Source organism: Catellatospora sp. NPDC049133, from assembly GCF_040648455.1.
Classification (GTDB): Bacteria; Actinomycetota; Actinomycetes; order Mycobacteriales; family Micromonosporaceae; genus Catellatospora; species Catellatospora aurea.
Window position 1 is genome coordinate 200,080 of record NZ_JBEZDT010000008.1, and the last position, 20,085, is coordinate 220,164.

Annotated in this window: 15 protein-coding genes and 2 pseudogenes; 2 read left to right on the forward strand and 15 right to left on the reverse strand. The window is 69.8% G+C overall.

The features are described from left to right. Window positions 1–23 precede the first annotated feature (23 nt). Window positions 24–2,159 (forward strand): PhoX family phosphatase, encoded by a 2,136-nt coding sequence (locus AB0B35_RS11665; RefSeq protein ID WP_361043759.1) that lies wholly within the window; start codon window positions 24–26, stop codon window positions 2,157–2,159. Between the two features lie 68 nt (window positions 2,160–2,227). Continuing rightward, window positions 2,228–2,611: a VOC family protein gene (locus AB0B35_RS11670; RefSeq protein ID WP_361043762.1), complete on the forward strand. Its 384-nt coding sequence runs from the start codon at window positions 2,228–2,230 to the stop codon at window positions 2,609–2,611. 70 nt (window positions 2,612–2,681) lie between these two features. Here AB0B35_RS11670 and AB0B35_RS11675 read toward each other — a convergent pair whose 3' ends face one another. The 15 genes and pseudogenes from AB0B35_RS11675 to AB0B35_RS11745 form a co-directional block, all read right to left on the reverse strand. Beyond that, window positions 2,682–3,503 carry a helix-turn-helix domain-containing protein gene (locus AB0B35_RS11675; RefSeq protein ID WP_361043765.1) on the reverse strand — a complete coding sequence of 274 codons (822 nt, stop codon included), beginning with the start codon at window positions 3,501–3,503 and terminating at the stop codon, window positions 2,682–2,684. 276 nt (window positions 3,504–3,779) lie between these two features. Then, entirely contained in the window at window positions 3,780–4,799 is a 1,020-nt protein-coding gene (locus AB0B35_RS11680) for a polyprenyl synthetase family protein (RefSeq protein WP_361043918.1), read from the reverse strand. Between the two features lie 94 nt (window positions 4,800–4,893). After that, the gene (gene nuoN, locus AB0B35_RS11685; RefSeq protein WP_361043767.1) at window positions 4,894–6,447 is read right to left on the reverse strand and encodes an NADH-quinone oxidoreductase subunit NuoN; all 1,554 of its coding nucleotides are present in this window, start codon (window positions 6,445–6,447) and stop codon (window positions 4,894–4,896) included. 2 nt (window positions 6,448–6,449) lie between these two features. Continuing rightward, a complete protein-coding gene (locus AB0B35_RS11690; RefSeq protein WP_361043769.1) occupies window positions 6,450–7,991 on the reverse strand; it encodes an NADH-quinone oxidoreductase subunit M in 1,542 nt (513 codons plus the stop codon). A 2-nt stretch (window positions 7,992–7,993) separates the two neighbouring features. Continuing rightward, entirely contained in the window at window positions 7,994–9,943 is a 1,950-nt protein-coding gene (gene nuoL / locus AB0B35_RS11695) for an NADH-quinone oxidoreductase subunit L (RefSeq protein WP_360535641.1), read from the reverse strand. A 22-nt stretch (window positions 9,944–9,965) separates the two neighbouring features. Then, window positions 9,966–10,265 carry an NADH-quinone oxidoreductase subunit NuoK gene (gene nuoK / locus AB0B35_RS11700; RefSeq protein WP_360535576.1) on the reverse strand — a complete coding sequence of 100 codons (300 nt, stop codon included), beginning with the start codon at window positions 10,263–10,265 and terminating at the stop codon, window positions 9,966–9,968. A 4-nt stretch (window positions 10,266–10,269) separates the two neighbouring features. Continuing rightward, the gene (locus tag AB0B35_RS11705; RefSeq protein ID WP_361043920.1) at window positions 10,270–11,055 is read right to left on the reverse strand and encodes an NADH-quinone oxidoreductase subunit J; all 786 of its coding nucleotides are present in this window, start codon (window positions 11,053–11,055) and stop codon (window positions 10,270–10,272) included. An 8-nt stretch (window positions 11,056–11,063) separates the two neighbouring features. Next, a pseudogene (gene nuoI / locus AB0B35_RS11710) lies at window positions 11,064–11,591 on the reverse strand (NADH-quinone oxidoreductase subunit NuoI); the annotation flags it as partial. A 1-nt stretch (window position 11,592) separates the two neighbouring features. Further along, on the reverse strand, window positions 11,593–12,972 hold the full coding sequence (gene nuoH / locus AB0B35_RS11715) for an NADH-quinone oxidoreductase subunit NuoH (RefSeq protein WP_361043772.1): 1,380 nt from the start codon (window positions 12,970–12,972) through the stop codon (window positions 11,593–11,595). Then, window positions 12,969–15,437: an NADH-quinone oxidoreductase subunit G gene (locus AB0B35_RS11720; RefSeq protein ID WP_361043775.1), complete on the reverse strand. Its 2,469-nt coding sequence runs from the start codon at window positions 15,435–15,437 to the stop codon at window positions 12,969–12,971. Before AB0B35_RS11720 ends, nuoH begins: the two co-directional genes overlap by 4 nt. Before the next feature lie 2 nt (window positions 15,438–15,439). After that, complete coding sequence (gene nuoF, locus AB0B35_RS11725) at window positions 15,440–16,756, reverse strand: NADH-quinone oxidoreductase subunit NuoF (RefSeq protein WP_360535570.1); 1,317 nt, start codon at window positions 16,754–16,756, stop codon at window positions 15,440–15,442. Window positions 16,757–16,782: 26 nt separating this feature from the next. Beyond that, window positions 16,783–17,454 (reverse strand): annotated as a pseudogene (gene nuoE / locus AB0B35_RS11730) (NADH-quinone oxidoreductase subunit NuoE); the annotation flags it as partial. Between the two features lie 17 nt (window positions 17,455–17,471). Continuing rightward, window positions 17,472–18,797: an NADH-quinone oxidoreductase subunit D gene (locus tag AB0B35_RS11735; RefSeq protein ID WP_361043778.1), complete on the reverse strand. Its 1,326-nt coding sequence runs from the start codon at window positions 18,795–18,797 to the stop codon at window positions 17,472–17,474. Further along, window positions 18,794–19,456: an NADH-quinone oxidoreductase subunit C gene (locus tag AB0B35_RS11740; protein WP_361043781.1), complete on the reverse strand. Its 663-nt coding sequence runs from the start codon at window positions 19,454–19,456 to the stop codon at window positions 18,794–18,796. The genes AB0B35_RS11735 and AB0B35_RS11740 overlap by 4 nt, the downstream gene beginning before the upstream one ends. After that, window positions 19,429–20,085, reverse strand: coding sequence for an NADH-quinone oxidoreductase subunit B family protein (locus AB0B35_RS11745; protein ID WP_360535564.1), 657 nt, complete (start codon window positions 20,083–20,085; stop codon window positions 19,429–19,431). Before AB0B35_RS11745 ends, AB0B35_RS11740 begins: the two co-directional genes overlap by 28 nt.

Genomic DNA, 20,085 nt, shown 5'->3' on the forward strand with positions numbered 1-20,085 from the left:
CCCGACGTATGGAGGCAACTCCCATGAACGAATCCCGCCGCCGGCTCCCCCTGCTCGGCGGGGACGGCCACAGCGGAGGCAGCCGGTCGTCCATGACCTGCCTGTACCGCTGCGGCAACGCCTGTGACCACCCGGCCCCGAACACGTCGTCGAACGAGTACTTCGGCGACGTCGTGCAGGCCGAGGTGTCCCGGCGCGGCATGCTCAAGGCCGGCTCGGCCGGCGCCATCGCGCTCGGCTTCGCCGGTGCGGTGGCCGGTGCCACCGCCGCGTCCCCGGCGTTCGCCGAGCCCGGCGAGGCGGCCGCGGCCGAGGAGTTCTCCGTGGAGACGCTGACCCGCACGGGCAAGCCGACCGCGCTGACGTTCTCGCCGATCCCCCCGAACACGCTGGACAACCTGGTGGTGCCCAACGGGTACGACCACAACGTGATCATCCGCTGGGGTGACGAGGTCGTGCCCGGCGCGGCGGACTTCGACCCGGCGAAGCAGAGCGCGGCCACCCAGTCGAAGCAGTTCGGCTACAACAACGACTTCGTCGCGGTGCTGCCGCTCGGCCGCGGCGGCGACCGCGCGCTGCTGGTCTGCAACCACGAGTACACCAACGAAGAGCTGATGTTCCCCGGTTTCGCCGGGCTGGACGCACTGACCACCGACCAGATCCAGGCCACGATCGCCGCGCACGGCATGTCGGTGGTCGAGCTGGAGCGGGTCGGGCGCACCGGGCAGTGGGTCGTGGTCGGCAAGGGGCGGCGGTCGTACAACCGGCGCATCACCGGTCTGTCCACCGTCTTCGCGGTGACCGGCCCCGCCGCGGGTTCGGCGCTGCTGAAGACGGCCGCCGACCCCACCGGCAAGAAGGTCATCGGCACGTTCAACAACTGCGCGGGCGGCGTGACCCCGTGGGGCACGGTGCTGTCCGGCGAGGAGAACTGGAACCAGTACTTCGTCGGCGGCGACGGCGCGCCCGAGGAGGCCAAGGCCTCGCTGGCCCGGTACGGCGTGTCCACCACGGCCCGCTACCCCAGCGGCTCGCGCAAGTGGGACCGGGTCGACGCCCGGTTCGACCTGGCCGTGACCCCGAACGAGATCAACCGCCACGGCTGGATCGTCGAGGTGGACCCGTTCGACCCGGGCTCGACCCCGCGCAAGCACACCGCGCTGGGCCGGTTCAAGCACGAGGGCGCGAACGTCATCGTGGCCGACAGCGGGCACGTCGTGGCGTACATGGGCGACGACGAGCGGCACGACTACATGTACAAGTTCGTGTCGCACAAGAAGTTCACCCGCGGCAACTCGTACTGGGCCCGCAAGCAGAACATGTCCCTGCTGGAGTCCGGCGACCTGTACGTGGCGCAGCTCGGCTACACGAGCGCCGCCGAGATCGACGGCACCGGCAAGCTGCCCAGCGACGGCGCGTTCAACGGCACCGGCGTCTGGATCCCGCTCGTCAAGGACAACAAGCCGATGGTGCCGGGCTGGACCGTCGAGCAGATCCTGGTGCACACCCGCCTCGCGGCCGACCTGGTCAACCCGACCAAGATGGACCGTCCGGAGGACGTCGAGCCGAACCCGGTCACCGGCAAGATCTACGCCGCGCTGACCAACAACACGGCCCGCGGCACCACCGGCGGCCGCAACGCGCCGGCCGACGAGGCCAATCCGCGCAACGCCAACAAGCACGGGCACATCTTCGAGATCACCGAGAACGGCGGCGACCACACCGGCACCACGTTCACCTGGGCGGTCCCGATCGTCTGCGGCGACCCGGCGGACCCGTCGACCTACTTCATGGGGTACGACAAGACCAAGGTCTCGCCGATCTCCTGCCCCGACAACCTCGCGTTCGACGGCGCGGGCAACCTGTGGATCTCCACGGACGGCAACGCGCTGCTGTCCAACGACGGCCTGTTCGCGACCGCGCTGAGCGGCCCGGAGGCCGGCCACCTCAAGCAGTTCCTCACCGTGCCCCGCGGGGCCGAGGCCTGCGGCCCGTTCATCAGCGTGGACAACAAGACGGTGTTCGTCGCCCCACAGCACCCCGGCGAGATCAGCGGCGCGTCCATGGACAAGCCGGCCAGCACCTGGCCCGACGGCGACTACGCCAAGCCGGGCATCGTCGGCGTGTGGCGGCTCGACGGCCGCCCCGTCGGCAGCTGACCCACCTCGCACCAGCGGCGCTCGCGGCCCTCGGGCCGCGGGCGCTGTTCCTGTCTAGGCTGACCGGTATGACCGAGAACACGCCCCGGCTGGAGCTGTCCGGCATCGTGCTGGACTCGCCCGACGCGCAGGCGCTGGCCGCCTTCTACGAACGGCTGCTCGGCTGGACCCGGGAGCAGGACGAACCCGACTGGGTCAAGCTGCGCGGACCCGGTGGCGGGCCGGGCCTGTCCTTCCAGACCGAGTCAGCGTACGTGCGCCCGGTGTGGCCGGCGGGTCCCGGCGAGCAACAGATGATGGTTCACCTGGACGTCGCCGTCGACGACCTGGCGGCCTCCGGTGCCCACGCGGTCGCCGCCGGCGCGACGCTCGCCGGCTTCCAGCCGCAGGACGACGTCCGCGTCTACCTCGACCCGGCCGGCCACCCGTTCTGCCTCTTCCTGTCCGACTGACCCACTACACGCGCCGCCGTCGCGGTGCCTTCCCGGGTCGGCTGCCGGGCTGTGGACTGCCGGAGTGGGGTCAGGCCGCGGCCGCACCGTGTACGGCCGTCAGTGGGGCGTTGAGGGCCGCCTGAAGCGTGCGGGCCGTGGCGTGCAGCCGTTCCCGGATCATCGGCGCCTGCTTCACCAGGTCGACCGCCGGCAGCGCGCAGGCGACCACGAAGCGCTGCGACAGGTCGCCGGCCGTCTGCACGGACACCGACGCGCAGGCCACCCCCGGGCGGAACTGCCCGATCTCCACCTGCATGCCGCGGCGCATACCCGCCGCGATGTCGGCGTCGAGCGCCGTGTGCGAGCGCAGCGTGGCCTGGGTGAAGGCCCGCATGCCGTGCTCTTTGAGGTAGCGCTCGCGCTGCGCCTGGTCGAGGGTGGCGAGCAGGTTCTTGCCCAGCGCGGTCGCGTGCGCGCCCTCGTCGAACCCGGGCACCAGGTCCTCGACGTGCGGCGAGCGGAAACCCTCCGCCACGGCGGTGATCGCGATCCGCCCGTCGACGAAGCTGCCCAGGTAGTGGCTGTAGCCGATCTCGGCGCTGGCGCGGCGCAGCACCGTGCCGACCTCGGCGGGCCCGCGCATCGCGCTGACCAGCTCACGGAAGCGGTCGGCGACCGCCAGGCCCAGCGTGTACGCCCCGTCGGCGCGGCGCATCACGTAACCCTGGTGGGCGAGGGTGCGCAGCATCCGGTACGCGGCGGCGATCGTGATGTCGCACCGGCGCGCGATCTGCTTGGGGGACAGCCCGGTGGGCGACTCGCCCACCACCTCCAGCACCCGCAGCGCTCGCGCCACGCTGCTGACCATGTCCGATGGCGGAACCGCTGAGTCTCGCACCGTCACCTCCATGCAGTCGCACCTACGATATGCAAATGCACGCCTGACGTGAAGAGCCCCGACGCAACGAAATCCCTCGATCCATTCCGGACGGTTGGCGCTCGTCGCGAACACTTGAGATGCGCGAATCCGCCAACCGCGACCACGGCGGCCTTGACCGCGACGACAGCCGGGTTCGGCCGCCGACCGCACCCGACAGGCGCGGAAGCCGCGCAGCGGCGAGCGCCCGGAGGGTAAAGGAGGCTGAGAGGCCGAACCCCGCGCCCGCCGGAGGCGGGCGCCGGCAACTCAGCTGATGCGGTCGGCGATGACGTCGCAGAGGGACTCCAGCGCTTCGCGGGCCGCGTTGCGCGGCAGGCCCTGCAGCTGGGCTCGGGCCTGCTCGGCGTAACCGCGCACGGTCTCCCGGGCGCGCTTGAGCGCCACGCTGTCGCGCAGCAGCTCCAGCGCCTCGGCGTGCAGCGCGTCGTCGGTGACCGGGCCGTCGGCCAGGATCTGGCGCAGGCGGACCGCGGCCGGGTCGCTGTCGTCGGAGGCCAGCGCGTAGAGCACGGGCAGCGTCGGCACGCCCTCACGCAGGTCGGTGCCGGGCGTCTTGCCGGAGTCCGTCGACTCGCTGGAGATGTCGAGCAGGTCGTCGGAGAGCTGGAAGGCCAGCCCCAACGTCTCGCAGTACGTGGTGAGGGCCGCCGTGGTCGCGGGGGACGCGCCGGAGAACATGCCGCCGAACGTGCCGCAGGTCGCCATCAGCGACGCGGTCTTGCCGTCGAGCACCTTCAGGTGGTGCTCGACCGGGTCGGCGTCGCGCGGGCCCACCGTCTCCGCGATCTGGCCGTGCACCAGCTGCGCGAACGTCTGCGCCTGGATGCGCACCGCGTCGGGGCCGAGGCCCGCGGCCAGCTCCGCCGCCCGGGAGAAGAGGAAGTCGCCGACGAGGATGGCCAGCGAGTTGCCCCAGCGCGCGTTGGCGCTGGGCGTGCCGCGGCGCACCAGCGCCTCGTCCATGACGTCGTCGTGGTAGAGCGTGGCGACGTGGGTCAGCTCCAGCACCGTCGACGCGTCCACGAGTTCAGGCGCGGCGGGGTCGCCGAAGTGCGCGCAGACCGCGACCAGCATCGGCCGGAACCGCTTCCCGCCGGCCTCCATCAGGTGCTTGGCGGCTTCGCTGACGAAGGGGTCCGCGGACTCGACGCACTCGCGCAGGCGGTCCTCCACCGACGCCAGGTGCGCCATCACCGAGGCTTCCAGGGCAGGGTCCTCGAACCGGACACCGGTGCTCCGGGCAGTACGACCGTTCACGCTGCTCACCACGTCCTCACGATGCCACATGGCTCTCACATGATCGAAGCTCCCCCCATGCCCAGTGAACGGGTCGTGGGGGGAGCCTCGGATTTACGCCTACCTACCGGATGAAGTTGGACACGTCGGTCGTCAGGTCGAGCAGTGGGCTCGGCCAGACGCCCAGCACCAGCGTGACCAGCACGCCGATCATGAGGGCGGTCGAGGTCAGCATGCCGGGGATGGAGACGCTCGGGGTCGTCTCACCGGGCTCGCTCAGCCACATCATGACGACGACCCGCAGGTACGGGAAGGCGAGGATGATGCTGCTCAGCACGCCGAAGAGCACCAGCCAGGTCTGGTCGCCGTTGATGCCCGCGCCGAACACCGCGAACTTCGCCACGAAACCACTGGTCAGCGGGATGCCCGCGAAGCCCAGCAGCAGGAAGGTGAAGACACCGGCGAACAGCGGCGACCGCTTGCCCAGGCCCGCCCAGCGGGCCAGGTGCGTGGCCTCCCCGTCGGCGTCACGGACCAGCGTGAGCATCGCGAAGGCCGCGATCACGAGGAAGCCGTACGCCACGAGGTAGAACAGCATGCTGCTCAGGCCCTGCTTGCCGCCGCCCAGCACACCGACCAGCAGGTAGCCGGCGTTGGCGATGGACGAGTAGGCCAGCAGGCGCTTGAGGTCGGTCTGGGTCACCGCGAGGATCGCGCCGATCAGCATCGTCAGCACCGCGATGACGCCGAGCACCGGCGTGAACTCCCAGCCGAGCCCGTCGAAGCCGACGTAGAGCACCCGGGCCAGCGCGCCGAACGCGGCGACCTTGGTGCAGGCCGCCATGAACGCGGTGACCGCGGTCGGCGCGCCCTGGTAGACGTCGGGCGTCCAGACGTGGAACGGCGCCGCGGCGGCCTTGAACAGCAGGCCGATGGACAGCATCGCTAGGCCGATGAACAGCAGGATCGGGCTGTTCGTCGAGTCGGTCACCGAGGCGTGGATCGCCCGGAAGTCGACCGCGCCGGCGAAGCCGTAGATCATCGCGAGGCCGAACAGGAAGAACGCCGAGGCGTACGCGCCGAGCAGGAAGTACTTGAGCGCGGCCTCCTGTGACAGCAGCCGCTTGCGCCGGGCGAGCGCGCAGAGCAGGTACAGCGGGAGCGAGAAGACCTCCAGCGCCACGAACATGACCAACAGGTTGTTCGCGGTGACGAAGAGCATCATGCCGGCGACGGCGAAGACGGCCAGCGGGTAGACCTCGGTCGCACCCGACTCCTTGGCCGCCTGCCTGCGGTCGAGCTCCGAGCCGACGGTGATCGCGGCCTGGGCCACGAACGGGCCGCCGTTCTCCAGCGTGCGCTCGCCGAACAGCAGCAGCGCGACGATCGCGAGCACCAGGATCGCACCCTGCAGGAACAGGCCGGCCTGGTCGATCGACAGCGACTGCGCACCGGTCAGCGCGTTGGCGTCGGTCACGTCCGGCGCGTGCATCAGCACGGCGACCAGCGCGGCGACCAGGGCCAGCAGACCCAGCACCAGCTGCACGGTGTTACGGGCCCGGCGCGGCACGAACGCCTCGACGAGCACCCCGAGGCACGCCGCGCCGAACAGGATCAGCATCGGCGCCAGGGCGGCGTAATCCAGCTCCGGCAGCTTGACGACAAAATCTTCGCCCATGGTCACTTTCCTGCTTCCACAGTGGAGGTGGCGGGCGCCGGGTCGGCCCGCTCCGGGGTGACCACGTCGGTCAGCGTGGCCTGCACCGCCGGATTGATCACGTCGAGCACGGGCTTGGGGTAGAAGCCCAGCACGATCAGCAGCACGATCAGCGGGGCCACCACGATGCCCTCACGCAGCGACAGGTCGCGCTTCATCGGCGCGAGGTCGAGCAACGCCGGGTTGGTGTTGCCCTGCGTGGTGCGCTGGATCATCCACAGCACGTACGCCGCGGCGAGGATGATGCCGACCGTCGCGATGACCGCCACCGGCTTGTTCACCGTGAACGTGCCGATGAGCACCAGGAACTCGCTGACGAACGGGGCCAGGCCCGGCAGCGCCAGCGAGGCCATGCCCGCGATGAAGAAGACGCCCGCCAGCACCGGCAGCAGCTTGCCCGCGCCGCCGAAGTCGGTCACCAGGGTGCTGCCGCGGCGCGCCACGAACATGCCCACGACCAGGAACAGCAGGCCGGTGGCGAGACCGTGGTTGACCATGTACAGCACCGCGCCGGAGCCGGCCTGGTAGGTGAAGGCGAAGATGCCGACGCCGATGAAGCCGAAGTGCGCGATCGAGGTGTAGCTGACCAGGCGCTTGAGGTCCTTCTGGCCGATCGCCACGAGGGCCGCGTAGATGATGCCGATCACCGACAGGCCGATCGCCCACGGCGCGAACCAGCGCGACGCCTCCGGGAACAGCGGGAGGCAGTAGCGCAGGATGCCGAAGGTGCCGACCTTGTCCATCACGCCGACCAGCAGTGCCGCGGCGCCGGCCGGAGCCGCCCCACCGGCGTCGGGCAGCCAGGTGTGGAACGGGAAGAACGGCGCCTTGATGGCGAAGGCGATGAAGAAGCCGAGGAACAGCCACCGCTGCACGGTGGTGGTGAACTCCACGTTCGTCAGCGTCTGCCAGTCGAAGGTCTGGCCGCCGTACACCCACATGCCGATGACCGCGGCCAGCATGAGCAGACCGCCGACCAGCGAGTAGAGGAAGAACTTCACCGCGGCGTACTGGCGCTGCTTGGCCGGCACGTCGGTGCCGAACGAGCCGATGATGAAGTACATCGGCACCAGCATGACCTCGAAGAAGAGGTAGAACAGCAGCACGTCGGCGGAGGTGAAGGTGCCGATCATGGTGCCTTCGAGCGCCAGCAGCAGGGCGAAGTACGCCGGGACGCTGCGCTTGCTCTTCTCCGCGTCGTGCCAGCTGGCCAGGATCACCAGCGGCACCAGCAGCGCGATCAGCGCGATCATCACCAGGGCGATGCCGTCGACGGCGAAGCTGAACTTCGCGCCCCACGCCGGGATCCAGGTGTAGGACTCCTGCAGCTGCAGGCGCGGGCCGCCGGGCTTGTACGCGACCCAGGTCGCCACGCCCACGGCCAGCACCACGATCGACCAGATCAGCGCCAGCCGCTTGGCCAGCTCCGGCTTGGCTCGCGGGACGAACGCGACCGTCAGCGCGCCGACCAGCGGCGCGAGAGTCAGGATTGACAGGTATTTCATCGTTATCCCATCCAGCCGAGCTGCACCGCGGCGAAGGCGCCGAGCACCAGCACCCCGCCGAGAAGCATCGAGAGCGCGTACGACCGCACGAAGCCGGTCTGGAGCCGCCGCAGCCTGCCCGAGCCCCCGCCGACCAGCGCCGCGAGCCCGTTGACGAGGCCGTCCACGCCCTTGTTGTCGACGAAGACCAGGGCCCGGGTGAACCACTTGCCCGGCTTCTCGAACACGGCCTCGTTGAAGGCGTCGGTGTAGAGGTTGTTGCGGGCGGCCGTGACCAGCGCGCCGGCCGGCTGCGGCTCCAGCGCCGTGCCCTTGTTGAACAGCGCGTACGCCAGACCCGCACCCGCCACCGTCAGCGCCAGGCTGAGGATGGTGATGGTGGTGTGGGACAGCGTCGTCGGGTGCTCCTCGACCGGCGGGCCCAGCACGGGGGTGAGCCACTCCGCGACCGGGGAGGCCATGAGCCAGCCGGCGAAGATCGAGCCGAGCGCCAGGAAGATCAGCGGGATCGTCATCACCGGCGGGGACTCGTGCGGGTGCTGGTCGACCGAGCCCTCCTTGGCGGTGGTCCACCGCTTCGGGCCGTGGAACGTCAGGATGAACAGCCGAGTCATGTAGAACGCGGTGAGACCCGCGCCGATCAGCGCCGCGAAGCCGTAGAGCCAGCCGGTCCAGCCGGGCCGCGCGAAGGCGGCCACGATGATCGGCTCCTTGGTGAAGAAGCCGCTCAGCGGCGGGATGCCGATGATCGCCAGCCAGCCCATCATGAAGGTGAGCCAGGTGATCTTCATGTACTTCCACAGCCCGCCGAAGCGGCGGATGTCCACCTGGTCGTTCATGCCGTGCATGACCGAGCCGGCGCCGAGGAACATGTTGGCCTTGAAGAAGCCGTGCGCCAGCAGGTGGATGATGGCCAGCGCGTACGCGCCGCCGCCCAGCCCGACGCCGAGGAACATGTAGCCGATCTGCGACACGGTCGACCAGGCGAGCACGCGCTTGATGTCGTCCTTGGCCGAGCCGATGATGCAGCCCAGCAGCAGGGTGAGCGCGCCGACGCTGACCACGACCGTCTGCAGCGTCAGGTTCGCCGAGAAGATCGGGTTGGAGCGGGCGATCAGGTAGACACCGGCGGTCACCATCGTCGCCGCGTGGATCAGGGCCGAGACCGGGGTCGGGCCCTCCATCGCGTCGGGCAACCACGCCTGCAGCGGGAACTGGCCGGACTTGCCGCACGCGCCGAGCAGCAGCAGCAGGCCGAGCACCAGGATCGTCGTGCTCGGCAGCAGGCCGGCGTTGCTGAACACCACGTCGTAGTTGACCGAGCCGAGCTGCGCGAACATCACGAAGATGCCGAGCACCAGACCCGCGTCACCGATGCGGTTCATGATGAACGCCTTCTTGCCGGCGGTGGCCGCGGACGGCCGGCCGTACCAGAAGGAGATCAGCAGGTAGGACGCGAGACCCACGCCTTCCCAGCCGAAGTAGAGCATCACGTAGTTGTTGCCGAGCACCAGCAGCAGCATCGCCGCGATGAACAGGTTGAAGTACCCGAAGAAGCGGCGACGGCCCTCGTCGTGGGCCATGTAGCCGGTCGCGTACAGGTGGATCAGGAAACCCACGCCCGTGATCAGCAGCACGAAGCAGGCGGTCAGCGGGTCGAACAGGAAACCGAAGTCCACCTGCAGCGAGCCGACCGGGATGAAGCTGTACAGGTCCAGCTGCACCGCCCGGTTGGGCAGGTCGCGCAGCTCGAAGAACATGGCCGCGCCCAGCACGAACGAGAACAGCACCGCGGCGCAGCCGAGCCAGTGGCCCCACTTGTCGGCCCAGCGGCCGGTCGTGAGCAGGATCAGGGCGCTGACCGCCGGAACGGCGATCAGCAGCCACATGTAGGAAAGAATCCCGGTCGCGGAGGCGTAGACGACGGGCGCCTGTGCCGCCTCCGCGAGCATCAGAGTTGGTTGCATCTCCGCCTCAGTACTTCAGCAGGTTCGCGTCGTCGACGCTCGCCGAGCGTCGCGTGCGGAAGATCGACATGATGATGGCCAGACCGACGACGACCTCCGCTGCCGCGACCACCATCGAGAAGAAGGCCATGATCTGGCCGTCCAGCGTCCCGTTCATCCGGGCGAAGGTGACCAGGGCCAGGTTCGCGGCGTTGAGCATCAGCTCGATGCACATGAACAGCACGATGGCGTTGCGCCGGATCAGCACGCCGACGGCGCCGATGCTGAACAGCACAGCCGACAGCACGATGTAGTACATGGGGGTCATCGGGTCACTTCCCCTCGGTGTGCTTGTTGGCGATCTCGGCCGAGGTGAGCTCGCGCGTCGGCAGGATCGGCGAGATGCTCCGCTCGGCGGGGGTGCCGTCCGGCAGCTTCGCCGGGGTGGCCACCGAGGTGGAGTTCGCGAAGACACCCGGGCCCGGCTTGGGGCCGGGGTAGTTGCCCGGCTCGAAGCGCGCCTTCATCTGCGCGACCTGGCCCACCCGCTCGCCCTTCTCGCGCTCGCGGTGGGCCAGCAGCATCGCGCCGACCGCCGCCGTGATGAGCAGCGCCGAGGTGACCTCGAAGACCCAGACGTACGGGCCGAACAGCAGCTGGGCGATGCCCTGCACGTTGCCGTTGATGTTGGCCTTGTCCAGGCCGGCCACCGGCATGTCCCGGGTGGCCTGGAAGACGCCGGTGCCGAGCAGGCCCGCCAGGCCCAGGCCCAGCAGGATCGCGACGACCTTCTGGCCGCGCAGCGTCTCGATCACCGAGTCGGACGCGTCGCGGCCGACCAGCATCAGCACGAACAGGAAGAGCATCATGATCGCGCCGGTGTAGACGATGATCTGCACCATGCCGATGAACGGACCGGCCTGCACGATGTAGAAGACGCCCAGGCTGAGCATGGTCAGCACCAGCCACAGCGCGGAGTGCACCGCGTTGCGGGCGATCACCATGCCCAGTGCGCCGATCACCGCGAGCGGGGCCAGCAGGAAGAAGGTCCACTTCTCCCCGCCGGACACGTGAGCCGCCGTCTCGGCCGCCGCGGCGAGCACCTGAGTCGAAAGCATCATCGGGTCTCAGCTCCCGCCGACGTACCCGGGTTCGCCGGGGCGCCCAGGTAGTAGTCCTTCTCGGTGTCGCCCAGCCGCATCGGGTGCGGCGGCTGCTCCATGCCGGGCAGCAGCGGCGCGAGCAGCTGCTCCTTCGTGAAGATCAGGTCCTGCCGGTTGTCGCGGGCCAGCTCGTACTCGTTGCTCATGGTGAGCGAGCGGGTCGGGCAGGCCTCGATGCACAGACCACAGAAGATGCACCGGGCGTAGTTGATCTGGTAATTGGCCGCGTACCGCTCACCGGGCGAGAAGCGCGCCTCGTCGGTGTTGTCGCCGCCCTCGACGAAGATCGCGTCCGCCGGGCAGGCCCACGCGCACAGCTCGCAGCCGATGCACTTCTCCAGGCCGTCCGGGTAGCGGTTGAGGATGTGCCGGCCGTGGTAACGCGGGGCCGTCGGGTCCGGCTTCTCCGGGTAGTGCGTGGTGACGGTCTTCTTGAACATGTGCGAGAACGTCACGCCGAAGCCCTTGACGGCATCAGTCATCGAACCCATGTCACACCTCCTCTTCGCTGGTCGCGGGCACGGTCTCGCGCTCGGCGGTCAGCCGCTTCGCGCGGGGGCTCACCGGCACCTGCAGGTCCATCGGCGGCAGCGGGAAGCTGCCCTGGGGACGCCGGGCGACCTGCTCCTCGACGGGCAGGACCGGCTCCTCCTTCTTCTGCGGCCACAGCAGCGCCAGCAGCAGGATCACGCCGACCACGACACCGGCGGCGAACAGCTTGTCGAACTGGCTCATCGAGGTCGACTTCTGCAGCGTCTTGATGCCGGCCAGGGTCAGGATCCACACCAGGTTGACCGGGATGAGGACCTTCCAGCCGAAGCGCATGAACTGGTCGTAGCGCAGGCGGGGCAGCGTGCCCCGCAGCCAGATGAAGACGAACAGCAGCAGCAGCACCTTGATGGTGAACCACAGCAGCGGCCACCAGCCGGAGTTGATGCCCGGCCAGAAGTTCTCGAACGACGTCGGCGCGCGCCAGCCGCCCAGGAAGAGGGTGGCGCACAGACCGGAGACGGTCACCATGTTGATGTACTCGGCCAGGAAGAACAGCGCGAACTTCAGCGACGAGTACTCGGTGTGGAAACCGCCGACCAGCTCCGACTCGGCCTCGGGGAGGTCGAACGGGGCCCGGTTGGTCTCGCCGACCGCCGAGATCGAGTAAATGATGAAGCTCGGCAGCAGCAGCAGGAAGAACCAGCTCGGCGCGGTGAACTCGAAGCCGAACAGGTTCACCGGGGAGCCCTGCGCCTGCGCGTTGACGATCTCCGAGGTGCTCATCGTGCCCGCGGTCATGAAGACGGCCACGAACGACAGGCCCATCGCGACCTCGTACGAGATCAGCTGGGCGCTGGAGCGCAGACCGCCGAGCAGCGGGTACGTCGAGCCCGACGCCCAGCCGCCCAGCACGATGCCGTAGATGCCCATACCCGAGCAGGCCAGCACCAGCAGCACCGCCACCGGGATGTCGGTCAGCTGCAGCGGCGTGCGCGTGCCGAAGATCGACACGAACGGGCCGAACGGCATGATCGAGAACGCGGTGAAGGCGCAGACGGTCGAGATCACCGGCGCGATGAAGAAGACCACCTTGTCCGCCTTGAGCGGCATGATGTCTTCCTTGAACGCCAGCTTCAGACCGTCGGCCAGCGACTGCAGCAGACCGAAGGGACCGTGCCGGTTGGGGCCGGGACGCACCTGCATCCGGGCCACCACGCGGCGCTCGTACCAGATGGTGAACAGGGTCATCACCACGAGGAAGACGAAGACGCCGACCACCTTGATGAGGACGATCCACCACGGGTCATGCCCGAAGTCGACCAGCGTCGGATCGCCGGTCGCCGGGTCCTCGGCGAGGAACCCGATGGGGGCGAGGATCATTTGCTTCCTCCGCTCACGGTCACGACCGCGCCCGGGTTCGCGCCGAGCGTGCGGCGCAGTGTGGAACCCGGCGAGTTGGTCGGCACCCAGACGACGTCATCGGCGATCTCGGTGATCGCGGCCGGCAGGGTGATCGCACCCCGCGCGGTCCCGACGGTCACCGGGTCTCCGTCGGCGACACCCAGCGCGGTGGCGCGGGCCTTCGACAGGCGCACCACCGGCGGGCGGGCGGTGCCGGCCAGCACCTCGTCGCCGTCGGTGAGGGTGCCCAGGTCGATCAGCTGCGCCCAGCTGGCCAGGATCGCCTCGTTCTGCTTCAGCGTGGGCGCGACCGCGCCCACCTCGGTCGGCGCGGCCGGGCGCTGCTGGCCCGTCGCGGGCAGGCTGCCCAGCTCGCGGCGCACCGCCAGCACGTCGCCGGTGCCCAGCGTCACGCCCATCCGGGCGGCCAGCGCGTCGAGCACCCGGGCGTCGGTCAGCTTCGCACCCGTGTTCGGGGTCTCCAGCGCCTGCTCGTACGTGCGCAGGCGGCCCTCCCAGTTCACGTACGAGCCCGCCTTCTCGGCGGGCGCGGCGACCGGGAACACCACGTTCGCGCGCCGGGACACGGCGCTCATCCGCAGCTCCAGCGAGACCAGGAAGCCGACCTTGTCCAGCGCCTCCTCGGCGGCCTTCGGGTCGCTCAGGTCGGCCGGGTCGACACCCGCCACGACCAGCGCGCCCAGCTTGCCGGAGGCGGCCGCGGCGAGGATCCCGTCGGTGTCGCGGCCGGTCTGGCTCGGGATCACGCCCGCCGCCACGCCCCAGGCCGCCGACAGCTCGGCCCGCGCGGCCGCGTCGGCGACCGAGCGGCCACCGGGCAGCAGCGTGGGCAGGCAGCCCGCGTCGACCGCGCCGCGGTCACCCGCGCGCCGCGGCACCCAGGCCAGCTTCGCGCCGGTACGGGCCGCGAGGCTCGCCACGGCGGAGAAGCCGCCGCGGACGACGGCCAGCCGCTCGCCGGCCAGCACGATGGTGCCCGGCTCCAGCTCCAGGTTGGACAGCGCCGCCGGCTCCTGGCCGGGCACGCACTCGACCAGCGTCGCGCCGGCCTTCTCCGCGCCGCGGGTCAGGAACGGGGCCACCGAGGTGACCTTGAGCTTGCCCTTGGCCGCCGCCTTGCGCAGGCGGAGCAGGATGATCGGGCTCTCCTCCTCCGGCTCGAAGCCGACCAGCACGACGTGCTTGGCCTGCTCCAGGTCGGTGTAGGTGACCGACTGCTCACCGACGACCGACGAGGCCAGGAACTCGGCCTCCTCCGCCGACAGCGGCCGGGCCCGGAAGTCGATGTCGTTGCTGCCCAGCGCGATGCGGCTGAACTTCGCGTACGCGTACGCGTCCTCGACGGTCAGCCGGCCGCCGGTCAGCACGCCGACGCCGTACGCGCCGTCCCGGGCGGCCCGCAGGCCCTCGGCCGCGACGGTCAGCGCCTCGGTCCAGGAGGCCTCGCGCAGCTCGCCGCTCTCGGCGTCGCGCACCAGCGGGGTGGTGAGCCGGTCGAAGGCGGTGGCGTAGCGGAAGCCCCACCGGCCCTTGTCGCAGTTCCACTCCTCGTTGACCTGCGGGTCGTCGCCGGCCATCCGGCGCAGCACCTTGCCGCGGCGGTGGTCGGTGCGCATGTCGCAGCCCGACGCGCAGTGCTCGCACTTGCTCGGCGAGGACACCAGGTCGAACGGCCGGGCGCGGAAGCGGTACTGCTCGCTCGTGAGCGCGCCGACCGGGCAGATCTGGATCGTGTTGCCGGAGAAGTAGGAGTTGAACGGGACGTCGCCCGGCTCCGGGTCGTCCTGGTCGTAGGCCAGCTCGTCGATCGTGCCGTGGTCGCGCGGGTGGCCGAAGGAGGCGTCGCGGTAGATGCCGATCTGCTCGGCCGACGACCGGTCCATCAGGTCGATGAACTTGTCGCCCGCGATCTCCTCGGAGAACCGGGTGCAGCGCTGGCACAGCACGCAGCGCTCACGGTCCAGCAGCACCTGCGCGGAGATGTTGATCGGCTTCTCGTACTCGCGCTTCTCCTCGCGGAAGCGCGACTCCGGGCGGCCGACCTGCATCGCCTGGTTCTGCAGCGGGCACTCGCCGCCCTTGTCGCACATGGGGCAGTCCAGCGGGTGGTTGATGAGCAGCAGCTCCATCACACCCTCCTGCGCCTTGCGGGCGACCTCGGAGGTCAGCTGCGTGCGGACCACCATGCCGTCGGCCACCGTCTGGGTACACGAGGCGACCGGCTTGCGCTGGCCCTCCACGTCCACCAGGCACTGGCGGCACGCGCCGGCCGGGGCCAGCAGCGGGTGGTCGCAGAACCGCGGGATGTCGATGCCCAGCCGCTCGGCGGTGCGGATGACCAGCTCGCCCTTGGGCGCGGTCACCTCGATGCCGTCGATGGTGAGCGTGACGGTGTCGGTGTGCTTCTGTACTTCCTGGCTCATTGTCAGTGCGCTCCTGCCAGGGCGTGGGCGCTGAGCTTCGGCGCCTTGCGACCCTCGATGTAGTCCAGGTAGTCCTGCTTGAAGTACTGCAGGGAGGAGGTCACCGGGCTGGTCGCGCCGTCACCGAGACCGCAGAAAGAGCGGCCGAGGATGTTGGCGGCGGTGTCCAGCAGGGTGTCCAGGTCCTCGAGCGTGCCCTCGCCGGAGAGGATGCGCCGGTAGACCCGCACCATCCAGTAGTTGCCCTCACGGCACGGGGTGCACTTGCCGCACGACTCGTGGTGGTAGAACTCCAGCCACCGGTAGGTCGCGTAGACCGGGCAGTCCTGGTCGCTGAAGAGCTGGACGGCGGTGGTGCCCAGGATCGAGCCCGCCGCGGCGACCGACTCGAAGTCCATCGCGACGTCGATGTGGTCACCCGTCAGCAGCGGCGTCGACGAGCCGCCCGGGGTCCAGAACCGCAGCTGGTGGCCGTCCTGCATACCGCCGGCCAGCTCGATCAGCTCGCGCAGGGTGATGCCCATCGAGCACTCGTACTGGCCCGGGTTCTTCACCCGGCCGGACAGCGAGTAGATCATCGGGCCGGACGACTTCTCCGTGCCCATCGTCTTCCACCAGGCGGCCCCGCCCAGCACGATGTACGGCACGCTGGCGATGGTGCCCACGTTGTTGACGACCGTCGGGCTGGCGTAGAGGCCGTGCGTGGCCGGGAACGGCGGGCGCAGGCGCGGCTGGCCGCGGAAGCCCTCCAGCGAGTCCAGCAGCGCCGTCTCCTCGCCGCAGATGTACGCGCCCGCGCCGGAGTGCACCACCAGGTCGAGGTCGTACCCGCTGCCCAGGATGTTCTTGCCGAGGTAGCCGGCCTTGTACGCCTCCTGCACCGCGTGGCGCAGCCGCCGCGCGGCCTGCACCGCCTCGCCGCGGATGTAGATGTAGGCGCGGTTGGCGCGGATCGCGTAGGACGCGATGATGACGCCCTCGACCAGCGAGTGCGGGTCGTGCGACATCAGCGGCAGGTCCTTGCAGGTGCCCGGCTCGCCCTCGTCGGCGTTGACGACCAGGTAGTGCGGCTTGCCGTCGTTCTGCGGGATGAAGCCCCACTTGAGCCCGGTCGGGAAGCCCGCGCCGCCGCGGCCGCGCAGGCCGGAGTCCTTGATCAGGGCGATCAGGTCGTCCGGGTGCACGGCCAGGGCCTTGCGCAGGGCGGCGTAGCCGTCGAGGCGCTCGTACACGTCGAGGCGCCAGGCGTCGGGGGACAGCCAGCGCTTGGTGAGGACCGGGGTGAGCTTGGCCAGGGTGGCCGCGCTGGGCGTGCTCACTTCGCCGCCTCCTTCGAGGGAGTCGGGATGGGCGTGTTGATGTCGAAACCGGCCGGGCTGATCCCGTGCTGCTGCGCCAGGCGCACACCGCGCAGCGTCGAGTCGCCCGCCGGGCCGTCGGCGACCGCGCCCTCGCGCTCGTCGGCGAAGCCCGCCAGCTGCAACGCCGTCTCCTTCAACGAGCACAGCCGGGCGCCGCGGGTCGGCATCGGCCGCTGCCCGGCCTTGAGCTTGCCGACGACGTCGAGCGCGCTCTCCGGGGTCACGTTGTCGAAGAAGTCGTAGTTGACGGTGAGCACCGGGCCGTAGTCACACGCGGCGAGGCACTCGGCGTGCTCCAGCGTGATCTTGCCGTCCTCGGTGGTCTCGTCGTGGCCGACGCCCAGGGTCTGCGACAGGGTGTCGTAGACCTCCTGCCCGCCGAGCACGTTGCACAGGGTGTTGGTGCAGACGCTGACCAGGTACTCGCCGGTCGGGCGGCGCTTGTACATGGTGTAGAAGGTGGCGACCGCGCCGACCTGGGCCTTGGTCAGGTTGAGCTGCTCGGCGCAGAACGTGACACCGGCCGGGGAGACGTACCCCTCGACCGACTGGACCAGGTGCAGCATCGGCAGCAGTGCCGAGCGCTCCTTGCCCTCCGGGAAGCGCGCGATGATCTCGCGAGCCAGCTCCCGGGTCTTCTCGTCGAACACGTCCACCGACTTCTGCGGCGCTGTCATCGGTCACACCCACCCATCACCGGGTCGAGGCTGGCTCCACCCGCGATCACATCTGCCAGCAGGCCGCCCTCGGCCATGGCCGGAATCGCCTGCAGGTTCACGAAGCTCGGCTCCCGCATGTGCACCCGGAACGGCCGGGTGCCCCCATCCGAGATCACGTGCGCGCCCAGCTCGCCGCGCGGGCCCTCGATCGGCACGTACACCTGGCCGGCCGGGACCCGGAAGCCCTCGGTGACCAGCTTGAAGTGGTGGATCAGGGACTCCATGGACTGGCCCATGATGTGCGCCACGTGCTCCAGCGAGTTGCCCAGGCCGTCGTTGCCGAGCGCGAGCTGCGCGGGCCACGCGATCTTCCGGTCCTCGACCATGACCGGGCCCGGCTTGAGCCGGTCCAGCGCCTGCTCGATGATCTTCAGCGACTCGCGCATCTCGGCCAGCCGGACCAGGTAACGCGCGAACACGTCACCCTCGGGCTGGGTCGGCACGTCGAAGTCGTAGGTCTCGTACCCGCAGTACGGCATGGTCTTGCGCAGGTCCCAGGCCAGGCCGGAGCTGCGCAGCACCGGGCCGGTGACGCCGAGCGCCACGCAGCCGGTGACGTCCAGCACCGCCACGCCCTTGGTGCGCGCGGTCCAGATCGGCTGGCCGGACAGCAGGTCCTCGTACTCCTTGATGCGCTTGGGCATGAAGTCGAGGAACTCGCGGATCTTCGCGATCGCCGTGTCCGGCACGTCCTGCGAGACGCCACCCGGGCGCACGTAGGCCATGTTCATCCGCAGACCGGTGATCATCTCGAAGATGTCGAGGATGAACTCACGCTCGCGGAAGCCGTAGATCATCATCGACAGCGCGCCGAGCTCCATACCGGTGGTCGCCAGCCACACCAGGTGGGAGGAGATCCGGTTGAGCTCCATCATCAGCACACGGATGGTGTTGGCGCGCTCGGTGACCTGGTCCTCGATGCCCAGCAGCTTCTCCACCGCGAGGCTGTACGCCGTCTCGTTGAAGATCGGGGCGAGGTAGTCCATGCGGGTCACGAACGTGGAGCCCTGCGTCCAGGTGCGGTACTCCATGTTCTTCTCGATGCCGGTGTGCAGGTAGCCGACGACGAGGCGGGCCTCGGTGACGGTCTCGCCCTCCATCTCCAGCACCAGGCGCAGCACGCCGTGCGTGGACGGGTGCTGGGGACCCATGTTGACGACGATGCGCTCGTCGTGCATCGGGTCGACGCCCGAGACGATCGAGTCCCAGTCGCCGCCGGTGACCGTGAAGACCTTGCCCTCGGTCGTCTCGCGCTCCTGCGCGTATCCAGCGTTGCTCATCGGTAAGCCCTCCGGCTGTCGGGCGGCGGGATCTCGGCGCCCTTGTACTCGACCGGCACGCCGCCCAGCGGGTAGTCCTTGCGCTGCGGGTGGCCGTCCCAGTCGTCCGGCATGAGGATGCGGGTCAGGTTCGGGTGGCCGTCGAAGATCACGCCGAACATGTCGTAGGTCTCGCGCTCCTGCCAGTCCGCGGTCGGGTAGACCGAGGTCACGCTGGGCAGGTGCGGGTCGGCCGCGGTGACCGCGCACTCCAGGCGGATGCGGCGGCGGTAGGTCATCGAGGTGAGGTGGTACACCACGTGCAGGCGGCGCTCCTCGGCGATGTAGTCCACACCGGACACCGACGAGCACAGCTCGTACCGCAGCGACATGTCGTCGCGCAGGATCTGGCACACCTCGGCGATCTTCGCCGGGACGATGTGCAGGGTCAGCTCACCACGGTCGATGACGACGCGCTCGATCGCGTCGGAGAAGCCCGGGTAGGCCTCCTCCAGCGCGTCCACGACCTCGTCGTACCAGCCGCCGTAGGGCCGTTGCGCGTCGAGCTGCACCGGCCGCTTGCGGACCAGGCCGCCCATGCCGGAGGTGTCACCGGTGCCGGTGACCCCGAACAGTCCTTCACCCTGTGTGGTCACCGGTGGGTCCCCCGCTCCATCCACTTCGAGATCCGCAGCTGCTCCTCGCGGCCCTCGGCGACGGCCTGCTCCCACTCGGCGCGCAGCGCCTTGTTGTAGCGGTAGCTCGACGGCATCGCACCCGGGGCGACCACGGGCTTGCCCTCGCGGGCCTCCTTGGCGGCCAGCATCTTGCGGCCACCGGCGCCCAGCGGCTCGGCGAGGATCTTGTCGTGCAGCTTGAGGATCGCGTCGAGCAGCATCTCCGGCCGCGGCGGGCAGCCCGGCAGGTACATGTCGACGGGCACGATGTGGTCCACGCCCTGCACGATCGCGTAGTTGTTGAACATGCCGCCCGACGAGGCGCAGACGCCCATCGACAGCACCCACTTGGGGTCGGGCATCTGGTCGTAGATCTGGCGCAGCACCGGGGCCATCTTCTGGCTGACCCGGCCGGCCACGATCATCAGGTCGGCCTGGCGGGGCGACGCCCGGAAGACCTCCATGCCGAAGCGGCCCGAGTCGAACCGGGCCGCACCGGTGGCCATCATCTCGATGGCGCAGCAGGCCAGGCCGAAGGTGGCCGGCCAGAAGCTGGCCTTACGGGTCCAGTTGACGAGCCCCTGGACGGTGGTGAGCAGCACCCCGGAGGGGAGCTTCTCTTCGAGTCCCAT

What these genes read in the sequence shown, in the direction of transcription:
- AB0B35_RS11675 (WP_361043765.1), bottom strand. Translation starts at nt 3,503, where the DNA reads ATGGAGGTGACGGTGCGAGACTCAGCGGTTCCGCCATCGGACATGGTC.
- AB0B35_RS11720 (WP_361043775.1), bottom strand. Translation starts at nt 15,437, where the DNA reads ATGAGCCAGGAAGTACAGAAGCACACCGACACCGTCACGCTCACCATC.
- AB0B35_RS11735 (WP_361043778.1), bottom strand. Translation starts at nt 18,797, where the DNA reads ATGAGCAACGCTGGATACGCGCAGGAGCGCGAGACGACCGAGGGCAAG.
- AB0B35_RS11690 (WP_361043769.1), bottom strand. Translation starts at nt 7,991, where the DNA reads ATGAAATACCTGTCAATCCTGACTCTCGCGCCGCTGGTCGGCGCGCTG.
- AB0B35_RS11745 (WP_360535564.1), bottom strand. Translation starts at nt 20,085, where the DNA reads ATGGGACTCGAAGAGAAGCTCCCCTCCGGGGTGCTGCTCACCACCGTC.
- AB0B35_RS11705 (WP_361043920.1), bottom strand. Translation starts at nt 11,055, where the DNA reads ATGCTTTCGACTCAGGTGCTCGCCGCGGCGGCCGAGACGGCGGCTCAC.
- AB0B35_RS11670 (WP_361043762.1), top strand. Translation starts at nt 2,228, where the DNA reads ATGACCGAGAACACGCCCCGGCTGGAGCTGTCCGGCATCGTGCTGGAC.
- AB0B35_RS11665 (WP_361043759.1), top strand. Translation starts at nt 24, where the DNA reads ATGAACGAATCCCGCCGCCGGCTCCCCCTGCTCGGCGGGGACGGCCAC.
- nuoN (WP_361043767.1), bottom strand. Translation starts at nt 6,447, where the DNA reads ATGGGCGAAGATTTTGTCGTCAAGCTGCCGGAGCTGGATTACGCCGCC.
- nuoH (WP_361043772.1), bottom strand. Translation starts at nt 12,972, where the DNA reads ATGATCCTCGCCCCCATCGGGTTCCTCGCCGAGGACCCGGCGACCGGC.
- nuoK (WP_360535576.1), bottom strand. Translation starts at nt 10,265, where the DNA reads ATGACCCCCATGTACTACATCGTGCTGTCGGCTGTGCTGTTCAGCATC.
- nuoL (WP_360535641.1), bottom strand. Translation starts at nt 9,943, where the DNA reads ATGCTCGCGGAGGCGGCACAGGCGCCCGTCGTCTACGCCTCCGCGACC.